This is a genomic window from Mesorhizobium sp. WSM4837, from assembly GCF_055811435.1.
In genome coordinates, this window is the sequence record NZ_JBVVQE010000023.1 from 1 (window position 1) to 12,480 (window position 12,480).

A 12,480-nucleotide genomic window follows, 5' to 3' on the forward strand; every position below is an offset into this window, starting at 1 on the left:
TTTCCCGGGGGGGGGGGCCGGGCATCCCCCCGCCCGGGGGGGGGGGGGGCGCTGCGGGGCGCCCCCCCCCCCCCACCCCACCCCACCCCCGGCATCGGGTCCTTCCAGGGGGCCCAAACTGTATGCGGGACGGCTGAGGGCGATTCATAAGCATATTTCAAGATTCCAGAATTGGACTTCCGCTTCCATGGCCAAACTCCCCGATACGATCAGCGCGAAGGATCTCGGAAAGCTGCTCGGGATCACCGATCGCTGGGTCCGCGACCTTGAAAAGCAAGGTGTTCTGAAGCGAAAGGCTCGCGGCCAGTATGATCCCTGCGAATGCGTCCAGGCGTTTGTAGGCTGGAAGGCAAGAGCGGAAGTCGAGAAAGCTGGCCCGGCATTGAAAGACACGCTCCGGGAGCGCCGAGAGCAGGAGATCGCCCAGCGCATCGCCATTCGCGATCGGACACTGATCAATTTCGACGAGGCGCTCGCCGCGCTGGAGACGATCTGCGGCTTATTCCTCGCGGCGATATCTGGATTGCCGGCACAGATCACAAGAGAGCATGGCGAAAGAACACGCATCGAAGGCATCTGCGATGCTGTTCGCCGACGTCTCAGCAAACGCTTCGCCGAAGTCATGGAGGCTGTTCGAGCGGGCAAGCCTGTTGGTAGCGCCGAACGAGAGGACGACGCCTGACCAGTTCCAACTTCCGCTTCGAGAGGATAAGCACAGATGGCCAAGACAACCATCAAACAACGCATAGAGCTGGACGGCGGCAAGGAACTCAAGCGCGAGCTTGAGGAATTCGGCGCCGCTGGCCGCAAGGCGTTCAAGGAACTGCAGGATGCGGCAGCCCAGACGAAGGGCTTGTCGCCGGGTTTCTTCAATTCGCTGAAGCAGGCCGAGGCTCAGATCAAATCGCTTGCCCAGTCGTTCAACGAAGCCGGCAAGGCTATCCAGAACGTCGGCAGGACGTTGTCGACCTCGCTGACGCTCCCTATCGTTGGCGTTGGCGCTGGAATTCTCAAGGTGTCCGGCGATTTCCAGAAGGCGATGAACAGCTTTGCCGTCAATGCCGGTGTCGCTGGCACTGCGCTGGAAGATGCCAGGGCCAAGGCGAAGGAACTTGGCGTTGCCTCGGTCTTCTCGACCACCGAGGCCGCCGAAGGCATGACTGAGCTGGCTAAGGTCGGTCTCGACTTTCAGACGATCATGGGCGGTGCCGCCAGGGCGATGGTCGACCTCGCGGCTGCGAACGATACCGGCCTCGCATCCTCCGCGTCGGTCGTCGGCGATGTCATCAACCAGTTCAAGCTAAGCGCTTCGCAGCTTCCGGCCATCGTCGACCAGATCACCGGCGCCACCATCGAATCCAAGTTGAGTTTTGACGACTACCGCCTCGCCATTGGCCAGGCCGGCGGTGCGGCCGGTGCGCTTGGCGTTCAGTTCGAAGAGTTCAACGCCGTAATTGCCGCCACGGCATCTTCCTTCGCCTCGGGCTCTGATGCTGGCACGTCCTTCAAGACCTTCCTGACCCGTCTCGTTCCGCAATCCAAACAGGCCGCGGCAATGATGGAAAAATTGGGCCTGAAGTTCTTCGATGCGTCCGGCAAGATGAAGTCGATGTCGCAGATCGCCCAGGAGCTTCAGACCAAGCTCGGCAAGCTGTCGCAGGAAGACCTGAACGACGCGGTAAGCACCATCTTCGGCACAGATGCCCTTCGAACGGCGATCGCTCTCATGAGGCAGGGCGGCAAGGGCATCGACGATATGATGGCCAAGCTGAAGAACACGGATTCCGCCGAGATCGCCGCAACACGCGTCAAGGGCTTCAACGGGGAACTTGGTAAGCTGATCGAGGCGTTTAACAACCTGGGCATCGCTATCGGCGATTCCGGCTTTCTCGATTTCGCGACGAACATCGTCATCAAACTGACCGAGTGGACCGAGCATCTCGCCAAAGTAAGCCCGGAGATGCTGAAGCTCGGCACGATCATCGGCGGATTGGCGGCGGCTATCGGCCCGCTGCTTCTCGGTCTTGGCCTGATGACGCGGGCGTTCGGCGTGATGCTACAGGGCGTTGCTGCGCTGGTCGGAGGCTTCAGGCTGCTCGGCGGCGCGCTGCTGTTCCTGACGCCATGGGCCCGGATCATTCTCGCGCTCGCGGCAGCGTTCGAAGTCTTCCAGGTTGCGCTTGGGCTGATCAAGAACAAGCAGTTTGACGCTGCTGCCGCAACGTCAGCGCACCAGAGAGCACTGGCCGATCTGAACGCGGCCATTGCCGGCGTCAAGAACGGTGTACCCGGCGCAGAGGGTGCGCTGAAGCGGCTTGGACAAGCGCACCTCGATGCTGCCAAGGCAGCAATCGCCGACGCACAAGCACAGGTCGCGCACCAGCAGGCGGTGCTGGACGCCGTCAAACTAAGCGCCGACCAAAGCGCACTTGGCCCGATGGAAAAGCGCCTTGGCGTTGACATCGATCCGGCGATGGAAGCGCTGGTCAGAGCAAACATCCAACTTGCGCAGCGGATGCGCGAACTCCAGGACATCCAGAACACGATCGACGGCAAGGCTGTCGGCAACATCATCGACCTTCGCACCGACGCCGCGGCCGGCGCGGCTGCTATCAAGGACGTTGGCGCGGCTGCTGCCGACACTGCCGGCAAGGTGGAGAATCTAGGCCACCAGATCACGGTTGTTCGTGGCGGCGGCGGGGAACTGTCGAAGCAAGTTTTCGATGTCGTCGACGGCGTTGCTCGGGCGGCCGACGATGGCAAGAAAGCTGTCGATGATCTCGGCGCGGCCACGCAGGACGCCAGCGCGTCGATCGACAAAACCATCACCAACAGCATCAAGCAGATCGCGCCGGCCGCGCAGGAGGCCGCTGCGGGCTTCAATAGCGCGCTGGGCGGTCTGGACGCTGGTGCCGCCCAGCAAGCCGCCGAGGCCATCGTGGCGCCCTTCGAGACGCTGCCGGGCAAGTTCTCCGCAATCCTGAACGGCATTCGTGCATTGCTGCAGGGAGGCTTTGCCAATCTGAACTCGATCGTCACTAGCCTGGCCGCTCAGATCCAGTCGGCGATCGCTCGCATCCTTGCCTCGCTTCGCGCGGCAGCCGCGGCGGCATCTGCACTACGGGCGCAGGCCGCCGGATCCTCGTCTGCATCGTCTTCCGGCGGTTCCCAGGGCGGCTTCGCCGGCGGCGGCTTTGTCCGAGGGCCCGGTGGACCAAGGACCGACAGCATTCTGGCACGTCTCAGCAACGGCGAGTTCGTCATCCAGGCGCGCGCCGTGCAGAGGCTGGGTGTTGATTTCCTCAACCTGCTCAATCAGGGCATCGTCCCGAACCTGAAAGGCCTGCGCGGCTTCAAGCTCGGCGGCTTTGTCGACGGGTTCAACCAATCGATGTCGATCCCGAGGCTTGCGGACGGCGGCATGGTCAGCAAACTCGCGCCGGCCGGAATCGGTGGAGCGACCGGCATTACAACTGTGCGGCTCGACTTCGGTCTCGGCCCTGGCGACGTGTTCGATCTGATCGGCGAAGCGCATGTTGCGCGAAAGTTGCAGAATTTTGCGGTCAAGAGCGGTCTGCTGACCACCGGCAGAAAGCCGAGGCGCGGATGAGCTTTCCGAACCCCGACAAAGGCCCGTTCGAAGACGAGAACAAGGAGTGGGCTCGGCATGTCGCCGCGACCTTCGTGGCTGGCGTCACCTCTGAAATGCTTGCCGCACCTGGTTGCGACCCAGCCCATGCGGCAATCGCGCACTTCCAAGGCTTCATCTGCTGCGCATTTTCCGACGCCATGAAGCGCGGCGACGGCGAGCAGATCATGGGCGATATCCTCGAGCAGGTCCGCCCCTTCATTCAAGGTCTGATCGATCGCGAAGTCATTGCCATATTCCCCGGCGGCGAGGTTCGGCCGACACTGACCGTGCTGACCGGCGGGAAGGCAGACGCATGATCGCCGCCTATCTCGAGGAGGAAGTTTGAATGTTCTACTTCGCATGGGTCGATGAGACCGAGACCACATTCGGCCTTGAACACCAGGTCGAGGATGAGGAAGTCATCGGCATCAGCCTGACCCACAAGGAAGGGTCTTTCGCCACTCTCGACATCACGGTCAGGAATCCGCGCGTCGGCCTGCTGGCGCCGGGCCGCCAGCAGTGGGCGATGCTGTCCTGGCTCGATCAATCGAACCCGACCGCAGGCGCGCAGCTTTTGTTTCGCGGTCGCCTGGTCGGCGTCCCCGAGCAGCCGCAGGGCAATGCGGTGACGCTGAACTTCATCGCCCGGCCGGCCGACTACGATGCGCAAAAACTGGCGCTGGCCGAGACGATGAAGGTGGCGCCCTGGTGGGACCCGATCTGGGTGCGCGAAGACATGCGCGACGATCCCGACGCGGTGATCGAGGCGCGCACCGTGCTCTATCATGTCGACCGCACCAGCCTCGTGGTGACGGTGTCCGACATGCTGTCGGGCGAGGACGGGTTAGTCGATTTCGGCGGCGGCGACCGTATCGATTCGCTCGACATTGCCTTCGGCAGCCCGCCGGTGCGCACCGTCAGCGTCGAGGCTTCGGTGACATGGGACCAGGTCGCCGCCGGCGTCGTCGACATCACGCCGCAGCTCCTCGCCGCGTTCGCGGCCGCCGGCAGCGGCTCCAACCATGCGATCAAGACGCTGACCGGCGACGGGCTGATGCTGGACTGGCCGGAGGAGGAGAAGACGATCGGCGGCGGCTGGTCGTGGGGACCATGTTCTGCCCTGCGAACCGACGGCAAGGCGGTGACGCAGGATTACGCCACTGTGATCATGACCAACGGCAACGGCCAGTTCCCGATCTGGACGATCAAGCCGGTGCTCAACGCCGCCTACGACGTGTCGCGGCCGCGCGAGGAGGTTTTGTCCTTCACGCTTGAAGCAGACGTCCAGGCGCTGCTGACCGAGCCTGGCGACGAGGAAGTGATCGCGATCAAGGTTTCGGGCAATGCCGACGAGCTGGTCGATCCGGCCGACACCGACCATCCCGCCGGCACCGCACCGATCGGCGATGTCAGGCGCCGCGCCTATTTCCCGACCGAGCGCGGTTTGCGCAGCCTCGACTATCTGATCGCGCTGGCCCGCGGCAACATTCTGGAGCGCAGCAGAGCCGTCGCCGTGTCGTTCACGGTTCCGTTCGCGCAAGGCGTCGATCTGTCCTGCCGCAAGAATGCCCGCATCGCTGATCCCAGGCTGCCGGGCGGCGAGGCAATGGGCAAGGTGATTGGCTATTCGCTGACAGTCGAAAACGGCAGCATGCTGGCCTCGGTCACCATCGGCTGTACGGTCGGCAAGGGCAACACGGTGTCGACGGTGCCCGGCGATCCGGTCTATGTCGACGACGGCTATGTCGATACCGACTACCAGCACGATGCCGGCGCCACGCTGATGCCGATCGCCGGCCAGGTCACATACGAGGATTTTTCCGCCATCCCGCCGGTCGACGACGGCATCGACTTCTTCGACATGCGCGCCGCCGACCTTGTGACGCAGATCACCATCATCAACCCGCTGCCGACGCAAGCTGCGGTGCTCAGCGCGTTCAAGCCGGATCTGGCGGCGGCGATCGAGGCGCTGAACCAGGTGTTTACCGAGGTCGATCTCGACCTGAAGAAACTCACCATCGGCCGCGACGATCCGCCGTTCAAGACGCTCTATCCGGTCACCGTGTCGCAACTGATGGTGCCGAAGACCATCGACCTCGAGGCCGCCTAATGGTCAGCATTCGCGGATTTCACAACCCTTGGCGGGCCGGCAGCAACGGCAGCGGCGCGACGATGGAGCTCATCAGCCGCACCGGCGCAGGCGAGCGGGTGCTGAAGCGGGCGCTTGCAAAAGTGCCGGCCGAGGACAATTCCGGCGAAGCCGATTTTCGTTGGGGCAAGGCCTCACGGTTCACACTGACCGAACCGGAGCAGCGGACCAATCCGCGGACAACGGTGACCTGGCCAGCGGAGAAGCCGGTCGAGGACCCGGGAGACGGCATTGTCGTCATCGACTACGACTACATCGACCGCGCCGTCGAGGTCATCCGTATCGAACAGGAAGGCGAGCCGGAAAATTGGGTCGAAACGGAGCGCATCACCGTTCTCATGCTGCAGAAACGCACCACCGGCGAATACGTCCGCATTCACATCGATTGGTCAAAGGAGCCGTCCGGTGGCTGAGGCTTATGGTTCGCTGGCCAATCCGGTCCAGCTAGATCCCTTTCAGCGGATCATCAGGGTGCACTGGAAGAAACGGCAGACCTATGTCGCTTTCGCGTTGAGGCTTGAGGCTGTCGAGGTCAGCCTGGGCGGTCCTGAAAGCGCTCCGTCTGGCCCTTTGCTTTCCCCGACCACCGGCTACGATTCGCAATGGCTGCTGGAATCGCGATATCGCTACCGCAGCGGCTCTGTCGTTTTCCCCGGCGTGCCACCATCGGCGGAAAGCGTTTATTTGGATGACGAGGAGCAATGGGTCGGGCCGATACACGATTTCGTGGTCAACGGGCTTCCCGATCTTGAGGACGGCAGCGCCGGCCATCAGACCTACGCGCCGTGGCAGGCTGCCTCGATCCAACACGGTCTGACCGAATCGAGCTATGGCCGATGGGTCGATCCGGGAGGCGATGACCTGCCGATCGCGGTGCCCGGATTTCCAAGTCTGAATTTCAAGCAAGGCGCGCCGGCCGCCTCCATCTTCGGCCCGACATTTGGCGCGCCGGCCGGCTATGAGCTGCAGCCGGGAAGCGGCCTCTACACGTATCTCGCGCCGTATGAGGCTCCCGCAGTCCACAGCGAATTCGCGATCGTCTCCGGGGTGACGGTCACCTATGGCAGCGCCGACTATGAGGTTTTCGGCGCGAGGGCGGTGCCGTTTACTCCAGCCGGCGTTTCGGTCGGCATAGTCTTGGTCGGACCCGGCGAGTCCGGCGAGACGGCAACGCCGCATCTTCTATGGGTTTTATGCAAACGGATAGAGGTCACACCATGATGCTCGGCACCATCGCGAGTCAGAGAAGACGGCCGCCGGCCCCGGAGCCTCCTGGGTCGATCGAGCTAGTCGACCAGCGGCAGGACCCGGCTGTCGGATCAACGACCAAGACGCTTGTAGCGGTCAATTTCGGCGCCGAAGACGCGACGCGGATCATCGCCGTGCTGGCCACCGGGGCCGGTGCCGATCACCAGGTCACTGGCGTGACCATCGCCGGCAACGCAGCCACACTTGGCGCCAGGACCAATACGGGCCGCTCGGCCGCGATCTATTTCTTTGCGCTGCCGACCGGCGCCAGCGGCGATGTCGTGCTCACGGTCTCGACCACCAACATTTTCGTACGTACCGCCATCCTGGCGCTGCGCGGTGTCGCGGCAAGCGTGTTCGACAGCGACACCCTGGTCGACACCGGCGGTTTCGGCACAACGTTCAACAAGTCAGTCGATGCCGACGCGGCGGGGATCGTGCTGGCTGCATTTTGCGGAAACAACAAGAACGCCACGGTCGCCTGGACAAACCTTGCGGAGATCACCGATCTCGATCCGAACGGATTCGCCAACGAAAGGCATTCGACCGCCGGCAGCGTGATCGACAGCGCATCGACGGTGAGCGTCACCGCGGAGACCAGCCAGACGACAGGCGGCTCGCTGGCGCTCGTTTCATTCGCAGGTCTCTAGATTGATCGATCCTTGCGTCAAAGCTTTGTGCGACGAGTTCGGCGTCGAGATCGTTGACCGGCACACGTATCCGGAACCCGGTCAAACTCGGGCTGTGGTCACGATCCGGCGCATCATTGACAAGCATGGCGAGGCGCACGCCCGCATGGTGTTGTGCATCTTGGCCGAGGGTCGGGGCAACCAGGCTCTGATCGACGAAGTTTCGCTGTGGGCGATCAGCGATCTGGTGCTCGCTTGCGCCGACCTCGTAGAGGCTGATGCGACGGGCTTTCTGGAGATGTTCGACAAGATGCCGCTCGGGCCGCTAATGGCGATCGCCAACGAGCTCCGCTCGATCGTCCCGCAGCGCCATGCCCTGGCCGGCATGCTCTATCTGCAGGCTCGTCGGATGCGGGAGAGCCTCACAGGCCGCCAGGCCGGGCCAGTGGCGGTACGCCGGGCGAATGAGAGCGAGGTTGAGAAGGGCCGGCAACTTTTCAAGCGCGGCGCCCGCCTGACCGCCACGGAGAAGATCGCCCTCGGCCGGGAGCTGCTCGCCAAGAAAGGCGAGCTCCCATGGGGCCACTTCGGGCCCTGGCTAAGGGAGCAGTCGGGCATCAGTGAGAACACGGCGCATCGTTACATGAGGGCCGCGCGGGCCGCGGCTTGAGCGCACCGCACCCCCACCCCCGGCTCTAGGTTCTTCGGATAGGCCAACAGTGTATGCGGGACGGCTGAGGGCATTTGTCGTGCGTTTTTGCGATTTCGAAATTCCGGCTTTCCTTTCCCTATTATTGCCCGCGGTGGTGAAAGGCGAGGCAACGGAAAAGTTTTCCGCCACCAGGGCCGTCGGCGATCGAGTGGGGGCGCGACGGCCGATAGAAAGCCGCCGCGCGCCCCGCCTTTTCAGGATCAGTTCTTCCCGACCATGCCTCGATTGGCGTTCTCCGCCTGCCGGCGCAAGAACTCTTGTTCGGCAGCTGTTAGAGGCTTGCCAAACCATGCGGGGATTTTCTCGAATTGCATCATACGCTCCATTGTTGAAGCGACCCGATGCGATGCGCAGCGCAGAGTTGCGCGGAAGGGCGTCAAGTGCTCCGCTTAGGTCGGTGGTCGCGGAGGGGTGTAAGGCGCCTGGAGCGGGCAAGATAGATCGGCCGTACGGCGCGCGTCAAGCCTTGCGAAGCCTCACGCCGGCGCCGCCGCCGTTCTCCGGGATGAACTCGACGCCGGCGGATTCGAGGGCGCGACATACCGCGTCCACGTTGTTTGCCATTCCGACAGCCGGCCCATCGCTGCCTTCCATGCGCTTAACGGTGGGGACCGAAACCCTCGATCGCTCGGCCAGTTCAGGTTGCGTCATACCGAGGAGAGTGCGGGCGGCGGCAATCTGTCGGCCTGTCGGCTTGTCCATTAGGATCAACTTTAGCTAAAAGTGTTGACGTTCGGATTAAGGTGAGCTATTCGTATCATGTCAATACGAATGCATCAACGGAGTAATTTCCATGCCGAACCCCCGTGTTCCGGCGGCTGGAGAAGCCGTGCCCGTCGACCCGCCGAACCGAAGCAGACGCCGCTATGCCGGCGTCTCTGTCCGCTGGCGGATCTCCATGCGCTGGACTGAACTGATCCTGCTCTTTCCAGGCGCCCAATTCGAGGAGAGCCGGATATGAAAATCCCCAAGATGGGCCAGCCCAAAGGCGGGCCCGACTCGAAGCTCTTGCGGCTCGAGGCAGAATTCAACGCAGCGGCCGATCGATGGGATGCCGCCACGGCCCGCCGTGTAAAGGCGGAGAAGAAGGAGGCGAAAGAGGCCGCGGCGACTGTCCGCGCCCGCGATCGTGTCATGAGGACCCGGGCAGAGAGCTTGGAGGGTCTGGCAGTGAAGGCGAGGGTTCGTGACCGCGACTACACCGATGCCGAGGACCTGGAGATTGAAATCCTGAAAAGCATCGTCGACGACATCAAGGCCATTGTGGGAGCAGCAGCATCATGAACATCAACCGACGTACCCTCATCGCCGCGATGGCAGCTCTGCCAGCCAGCGCGGGCCCAGGACACGCGTTGTCGGCTACGCAGGCTCCGGACATCAGCGCGGACCTTCCGCGCGCGCTGGTGGCCACCGCTCGCGATCCGGACCCTCACGAACGTGTAGAGCTGGCGATCGCTGAACTGGCGGCCGCGATGCAGGCCCTGCACGGGGGAAAATGGGGAACTAATCTCGATCACCAGGCAGAGTTTGTCGCCATAACAAGGTACTTCGGGCAATCAGCAAAAACCATGCATCGGCGAAAATCCGAGGACGGCACCATCACCGATACCTGGTCATGACGGGCAGCCCCGCCGTCGCGAGGGCGGCGCGGCGGGCTCAGCCTGCGATAGCCATCATCCCCACCGCAACCCCCACACCGATCGCGATGCCGGTCATGAGATTTCCCGCCAAGCGAAGCGCCCAGGACTTCGCAAGGGAGCGCCAATGCCGTTCCGGCCGCGGGCCGAGAGAATCAATCAGATCGTCGAAAACCCGTTCCATGATGTTCTCCCCGTGTCGCGTTCATGTCGCGTGGAGTTGCCGTCACCTTGCGCAAACCATTGTAAATCAAGGGTAGCAGATTGCAACATGGCGCGACATGAGCACCGAGAAAATCAAACGTAAGTATCTGATTTTGTTGGTGATCCCGACAGGAATCGAACCTGTGACCTACAGATTAGGAATCTGCCGCTCTATCCTACTGAGCTACGGGACCACGCGGCCGACACATAACCGCTTCGGATCGTTTCGCCAAGAGGCGCTCTGTACCCAATCAATCGGTTTCGACAATGGCCGATGAAGCATAGCCGTCGAGAGGCTTCTGCTCACAATTCGAAATTGCATCCTCGTCAGCCTACGATTGAACCACGAGTGTGGACCGCAAAGATGAGCCGAAAACAGCGGAACTTCGGACCACCGCCGCGCTTTAGTGTGCCGAAGGAGATGCCGCATGAGTGCTACGAAAGAGTTCTTTGAAACCTGGCTGCAGGAGAACGTCGGTAACCTGCCCGCGGAAAGCGAAGTGAGCGTGGCCGTCCTGGTTCAGCAATTCGAGCAGGATGCCGACGCGGCCGGCTATGGTCACGAGGTGCGCCAAGACGAGATCGGCGACATCGAAGAGGCCATTGAGAAAGCTCTGAGCAAGGCCAGGACAGGCGAACAGCCGCCGGCTGCCGATCCGGCCGAAGAGAGTGATCTGGCGCCCGTCATGGAGGCGCTGGAGGTCGACGACCCGAAGAGCGGGCCGTAGCGGTCCCAGGCAACATCGGATGGCAGCCGACCAGCGGTTGCGGCTCTCCCCTTCCACTCTACATGACCCGGCATGATAGATGCCAAACACCATCACACTCGGCGTCGTGATCGGCGTGGCTATCGGCGTCGCATTGGACAATATTATTGCGGGTATCGGAATCGGTATCGCCCTGGGCATTGCCCTGGGTCTTGCGCGGAGGCGGTCCGGTCGGAAGTGACGATCGGAGCATCGCCACGTCCCGGGCCCGACCGCCTTGTAGCCATCCCAAATCACGGCGCACCTCTCGGATCAAGCCGCAGGGCGGTTTTATGCGGCCAGCGCCGTCTCCGCGAGCTTCACCCAATAGCTCATGCCGTGCGGGATGACCTCGTCGTTGAAGTCGTAGGCAGGGTTGTGAAGACCGGCGGTGTCGCCATTGCCGATGAAGATGAAGGCGCCCGGCCGCGCTTCCAGCATGTAGGAGAAATCCTCGCCGCCCATCACCGGCTGGATGGCGCGTTGCACCTGTGCCTCGCCGGCGATTTCAGCGGCGACATCGCTGGCAAAGACCGTCTCCTCCGGATGGTTGAAGGTGACGGGATAATTGGCTTTGTAATCGACCTCGATCGTTGCGCCGAAGGCCGCGCCCACGCCCTCGCAGATGGCGCGCACACGCTGCTCAGCCTTCCTGGCGACCTCCTTCTTCAGCGTGCGCACGGTGCCTGCGATCTCGGCGCTTTCGGGAATGACATTGTAGGCGTCGCCGGCGTGGAATTTCGTCACCGACACCACGACAGCCTCGACCGGATCGGTGCTGCGCGAGGCGATCGTCTGCAGAGCGCCGACGAGCTGGCTGCTGATGACGATCGGGTCGATGGTGCCGTGCGGCATCGCCGCATGCCCGCCCTTGCCCTTGACGGTGATGGTGAATTCGGCTGTCGCCGCCATGATCGGGCCCGGCTTGATGGCGAATTGTCCGACTGGCAGGCCCGGCATGTTGTGCATGCCGAACACCTTGGAGATGCCGAAGCGCTCCATCATGCCGTCCTTGACCATCTCGTTGCCGCCGCCGCCGCCTTCTTCGGCCGGCTGGAAGATCACTGCGACGGAGCCGGCGAAATTGCGCGTCTCGGCAAGATATTTGGCGGCACCGAGCAGCATCGCGGTGTGGCCGTCATGGCCGCAGGCGTGCATCTTGCCCGGAATGGTCGAGGCGTAGGGTTTCCCGGTGATCTCGTTGAGCGGCAGCGCATCCATGTCGGCGCGCAGGCCGATGCTCGTGCCTTCGCCCAGGCGGCCGCGGATGATGCCGACGACACCGGTCTTGCCGAGCCCGGTCACCACGTCGTCGCAACCGAAGGCCTGCAGCTTCTCGGTGACGAAGGCGGCGGTCTCGAAGACGTCGAAATTCAGCTCTGGCGTCTGGTGCAGATGGCGGCGCCAGCCGGCGACCTCGTCTTGCATTTCGGCGGCGCGGTTCAGGATCGGCATGATGTTCCATCTCGCTGTTGGAGCAGACGGGCTCTGCCTGCTGCTTTGCAATTGTGCCTGCTGTATTAG

General features: G+C 62.8%; 15 protein-coding genes and 1 tRNA gene. 13 read left to right on the top strand and 3 right to left on the bottom strand.

Annotated features, from left to right (window positions below; genetic code table 11):
- Positions 1 to 187 precede the first annotated feature (187 nt).
- The 11 genes from AC0L3D_RS15495 (at position 188) to AC0L3D_RS15545 (ending at position 9,988) form a co-directional block, all read left to right on the top strand.
- On the top strand, positions 188 to 682 hold the full coding sequence (locus AC0L3D_RS15495; RefSeq protein ID WP_473644903.1) for a hypothetical protein: 495 nt from the start codon (positions 188 to 190) through the stop codon (positions 680 to 682).
- A 36-nt stretch (positions 683 to 718) separates the two neighbouring features.
- The gene (locus AC0L3D_RS15500; RefSeq protein WP_473644904.1) at positions 719 to 3,610 is read left to right on the top strand and encodes a phage tail tape measure protein; all 2,892 of its coding nucleotides are present in this window, start codon (positions 719 to 721) and stop codon (positions 3,608 to 3,610) included.
- On the top strand, positions 3,607 to 3,948 hold the full coding sequence (locus AC0L3D_RS15505; protein ID WP_287306040.1) for a hypothetical protein: 342 nt from the start codon (positions 3,607 to 3,609) through the stop codon (positions 3,946 to 3,948). The genes AC0L3D_RS15500 and AC0L3D_RS15505 overlap by 4 nt, the downstream gene beginning before the upstream one ends.
- A 29-nt stretch (positions 3,949 to 3,977) precedes the next feature.
- Positions 3,978 to 5,741 (top strand): hypothetical protein, encoded by a 1,764-nt coding sequence (locus tag AC0L3D_RS15510; protein ID WP_473644906.1) that lies wholly within the window; start codon positions 3,978 to 3,980, stop codon positions 5,739 to 5,741.
- Positions 5,741 to 6,193 (top strand): hypothetical protein, encoded by a 453-nt coding sequence (locus tag AC0L3D_RS15515; protein ID WP_473644908.1) that lies wholly within the window; start codon positions 5,741 to 5,743, stop codon positions 6,191 to 6,193. The genes AC0L3D_RS15510 and AC0L3D_RS15515 overlap by 1 nt, the downstream gene beginning before the upstream one ends.
- The gene (locus AC0L3D_RS15520) at positions 6,186 to 7,001 is read left to right on the top strand and encodes a hypothetical protein (RefSeq protein WP_473644910.1); all 816 of its coding nucleotides are present in this window, start codon (positions 6,186 to 6,188) and stop codon (positions 6,999 to 7,001) included. The genes AC0L3D_RS15515 and AC0L3D_RS15520 overlap by 8 nt, the downstream gene beginning before the upstream one ends.
- A complete protein-coding gene (locus AC0L3D_RS15525; protein WP_473644912.1) occupies positions 6,998 to 7,678 on the top strand; it encodes a hypothetical protein in 681 nt (226 codons plus the stop codon). The genes AC0L3D_RS15520 and AC0L3D_RS15525 overlap by 4 nt, the downstream gene beginning before the upstream one ends.
- Position 7,679: 1 nt before the next feature.
- Positions 7,680 to 8,327 (top strand): hypothetical protein, encoded by a 648-nt coding sequence (locus AC0L3D_RS15530; protein ID WP_473644914.1) that lies wholly within the window; start codon positions 7,680 to 7,682, stop codon positions 8,325 to 8,327.
- A gap of 835 nt (positions 8,328 to 9,162) precedes the next feature.
- A complete protein-coding gene (locus AC0L3D_RS15535) occupies positions 9,163 to 9,330 on the top strand; it encodes a hypothetical protein (RefSeq protein WP_473644916.1) in 168 nt (55 codons plus the stop codon).
- Positions 9,327 to 9,653, top strand: a complete 327-nt coding sequence (locus AC0L3D_RS15540) for a hypothetical protein (RefSeq protein WP_473644918.1) — start codon at positions 9,327 to 9,329, stop codon at positions 9,651 to 9,653. Before AC0L3D_RS15535 ends, AC0L3D_RS15540 begins: the two co-directional genes overlap by 4 nt.
- Positions 9,650 to 9,988: a hypothetical protein gene (locus AC0L3D_RS15545; RefSeq protein ID WP_473644919.1), complete on the top strand. Its 339-nt coding sequence runs from the start codon at positions 9,650 to 9,652 to the stop codon at positions 9,986 to 9,988. Before AC0L3D_RS15540 ends, AC0L3D_RS15545 begins: the two co-directional genes overlap by 4 nt.
- Before the next feature lie 37 nt (positions 9,989 to 10,025).
- Here AC0L3D_RS15545 and AC0L3D_RS15550 read toward each other — a convergent pair whose 3' ends face one another.
- Together AC0L3D_RS15550 and AC0L3D_RS15555 are read right to left on the bottom strand one after the other, a co-directional pair.
- Positions 10,026 to 10,190, bottom strand: coding sequence for a hypothetical protein (locus tag AC0L3D_RS15550; protein WP_473644921.1), 165 nt, complete (start codon positions 10,188 to 10,190; stop codon positions 10,026 to 10,028).
- Between the two features lie 137 nt (positions 10,191 to 10,327).
- A tRNA-Arg gene (locus AC0L3D_RS15555) sits at positions 10,328 to 10,404 on the bottom strand.
- A gap of 234 nt (positions 10,405 to 10,638) precedes the next feature.
- Here AC0L3D_RS15555 and AC0L3D_RS15560 point away from each other — a divergent pair.
- Both AC0L3D_RS15560 and AC0L3D_RS15565 read left to right on the top strand, forming a co-directional pair.
- A complete protein-coding gene (locus tag AC0L3D_RS15560; RefSeq protein ID WP_023797167.1) occupies positions 10,639 to 10,938 on the top strand; it encodes a DUF768 domain-containing protein in 300 nt (99 codons plus the stop codon).
- A 79-nt stretch (positions 10,939 to 11,017) separates the two neighbouring features.
- The gene (locus AC0L3D_RS15565) at positions 11,018 to 11,158 is read left to right on the top strand and encodes a glycine zipper domain-containing protein (protein ID WP_287238213.1); all 141 of its coding nucleotides are present in this window, start codon (positions 11,018 to 11,020) and stop codon (positions 11,156 to 11,158) included.
- A gap of 89 nt (positions 11,159 to 11,247) precedes the next feature.
- Here AC0L3D_RS15565 and AC0L3D_RS15570 read toward each other — a convergent pair whose 3' ends face one another.
- On the bottom strand, positions 11,248 to 12,411 hold the full coding sequence (locus AC0L3D_RS15570; protein ID WP_128246067.1) for a M20 aminoacylase family protein: 1,164 nt from the start codon (positions 12,409 to 12,411) through the stop codon (positions 11,248 to 11,250).
- Positions 12,412 to 12,480: the final 69 nt, after the last annotated feature.

Bases quoted from the DNA above. Each gene is read 5' to 3' on its own strand.
- AC0L3D_RS15495 (WP_473644903.1), top strand. From the start codon at position 188: ATGGCCAAACTCCCCGATACGATCAGCGCGAAGGATCTCGGAAAGCTG.
- AC0L3D_RS15500 (WP_473644904.1), top strand. From the start codon at position 719: ATGGCCAAGACAACCATCAAACAACGCATAGAGCTGGACGGCGGCAAG.
- AC0L3D_RS15505 (WP_287306040.1), top strand. From the start codon at position 3,607: ATGAGCTTTCCGAACCCCGACAAAGGCCCGTTCGAAGACGAGAACAAG.
- AC0L3D_RS15510 (WP_473644906.1), top strand. From the start codon at position 3,978: ATGTTCTACTTCGCATGGGTCGATGAGACCGAGACCACATTCGGCCTT.
- AC0L3D_RS15515 (WP_473644908.1), top strand. From the start codon at position 5,741: ATGGTCAGCATTCGCGGATTTCACAACCCTTGGCGGGCCGGCAGCAAC.
- AC0L3D_RS15525 (WP_473644912.1), top strand. From the start codon at position 6,998: ATGATGCTCGGCACCATCGCGAGTCAGAGAAGACGGCCGCCGGCCCCG.
- AC0L3D_RS15535 (WP_473644916.1), top strand. From the start codon at position 9,163: ATGCCGAACCCCCGTGTTCCGGCGGCTGGAGAAGCCGTGCCCGTCGAC.
- AC0L3D_RS15540 (WP_473644918.1), top strand. From the start codon at position 9,327: ATGAAAATCCCCAAGATGGGCCAGCCCAAAGGCGGGCCCGACTCGAAG.
- AC0L3D_RS15545 (WP_473644919.1), top strand. From the start codon at position 9,650: ATGAACATCAACCGACGTACCCTCATCGCCGCGATGGCAGCTCTGCCA.
- AC0L3D_RS15550 (WP_473644921.1), bottom strand. From the start codon at position 10,190: ATGGAACGGGTTTTCGACGATCTGATTGATTCTCTCGGCCCGCGGCCG.
- AC0L3D_RS15560 (WP_023797167.1), top strand. From the start codon at position 10,639: ATGAGTGCTACGAAAGAGTTCTTTGAAACCTGGCTGCAGGAGAACGTC.
- AC0L3D_RS15565 (WP_287238213.1), top strand. From the start codon at position 11,018: ATGCCAAACACCATCACACTCGGCGTCGTGATCGGCGTGGCTATCGGC.
- AC0L3D_RS15570 (WP_128246067.1), bottom strand. From the start codon at position 12,411: ATGCCGATCCTGAACCGCGCCGCCGAAATGCAAGACGAGGTCGCCGGC.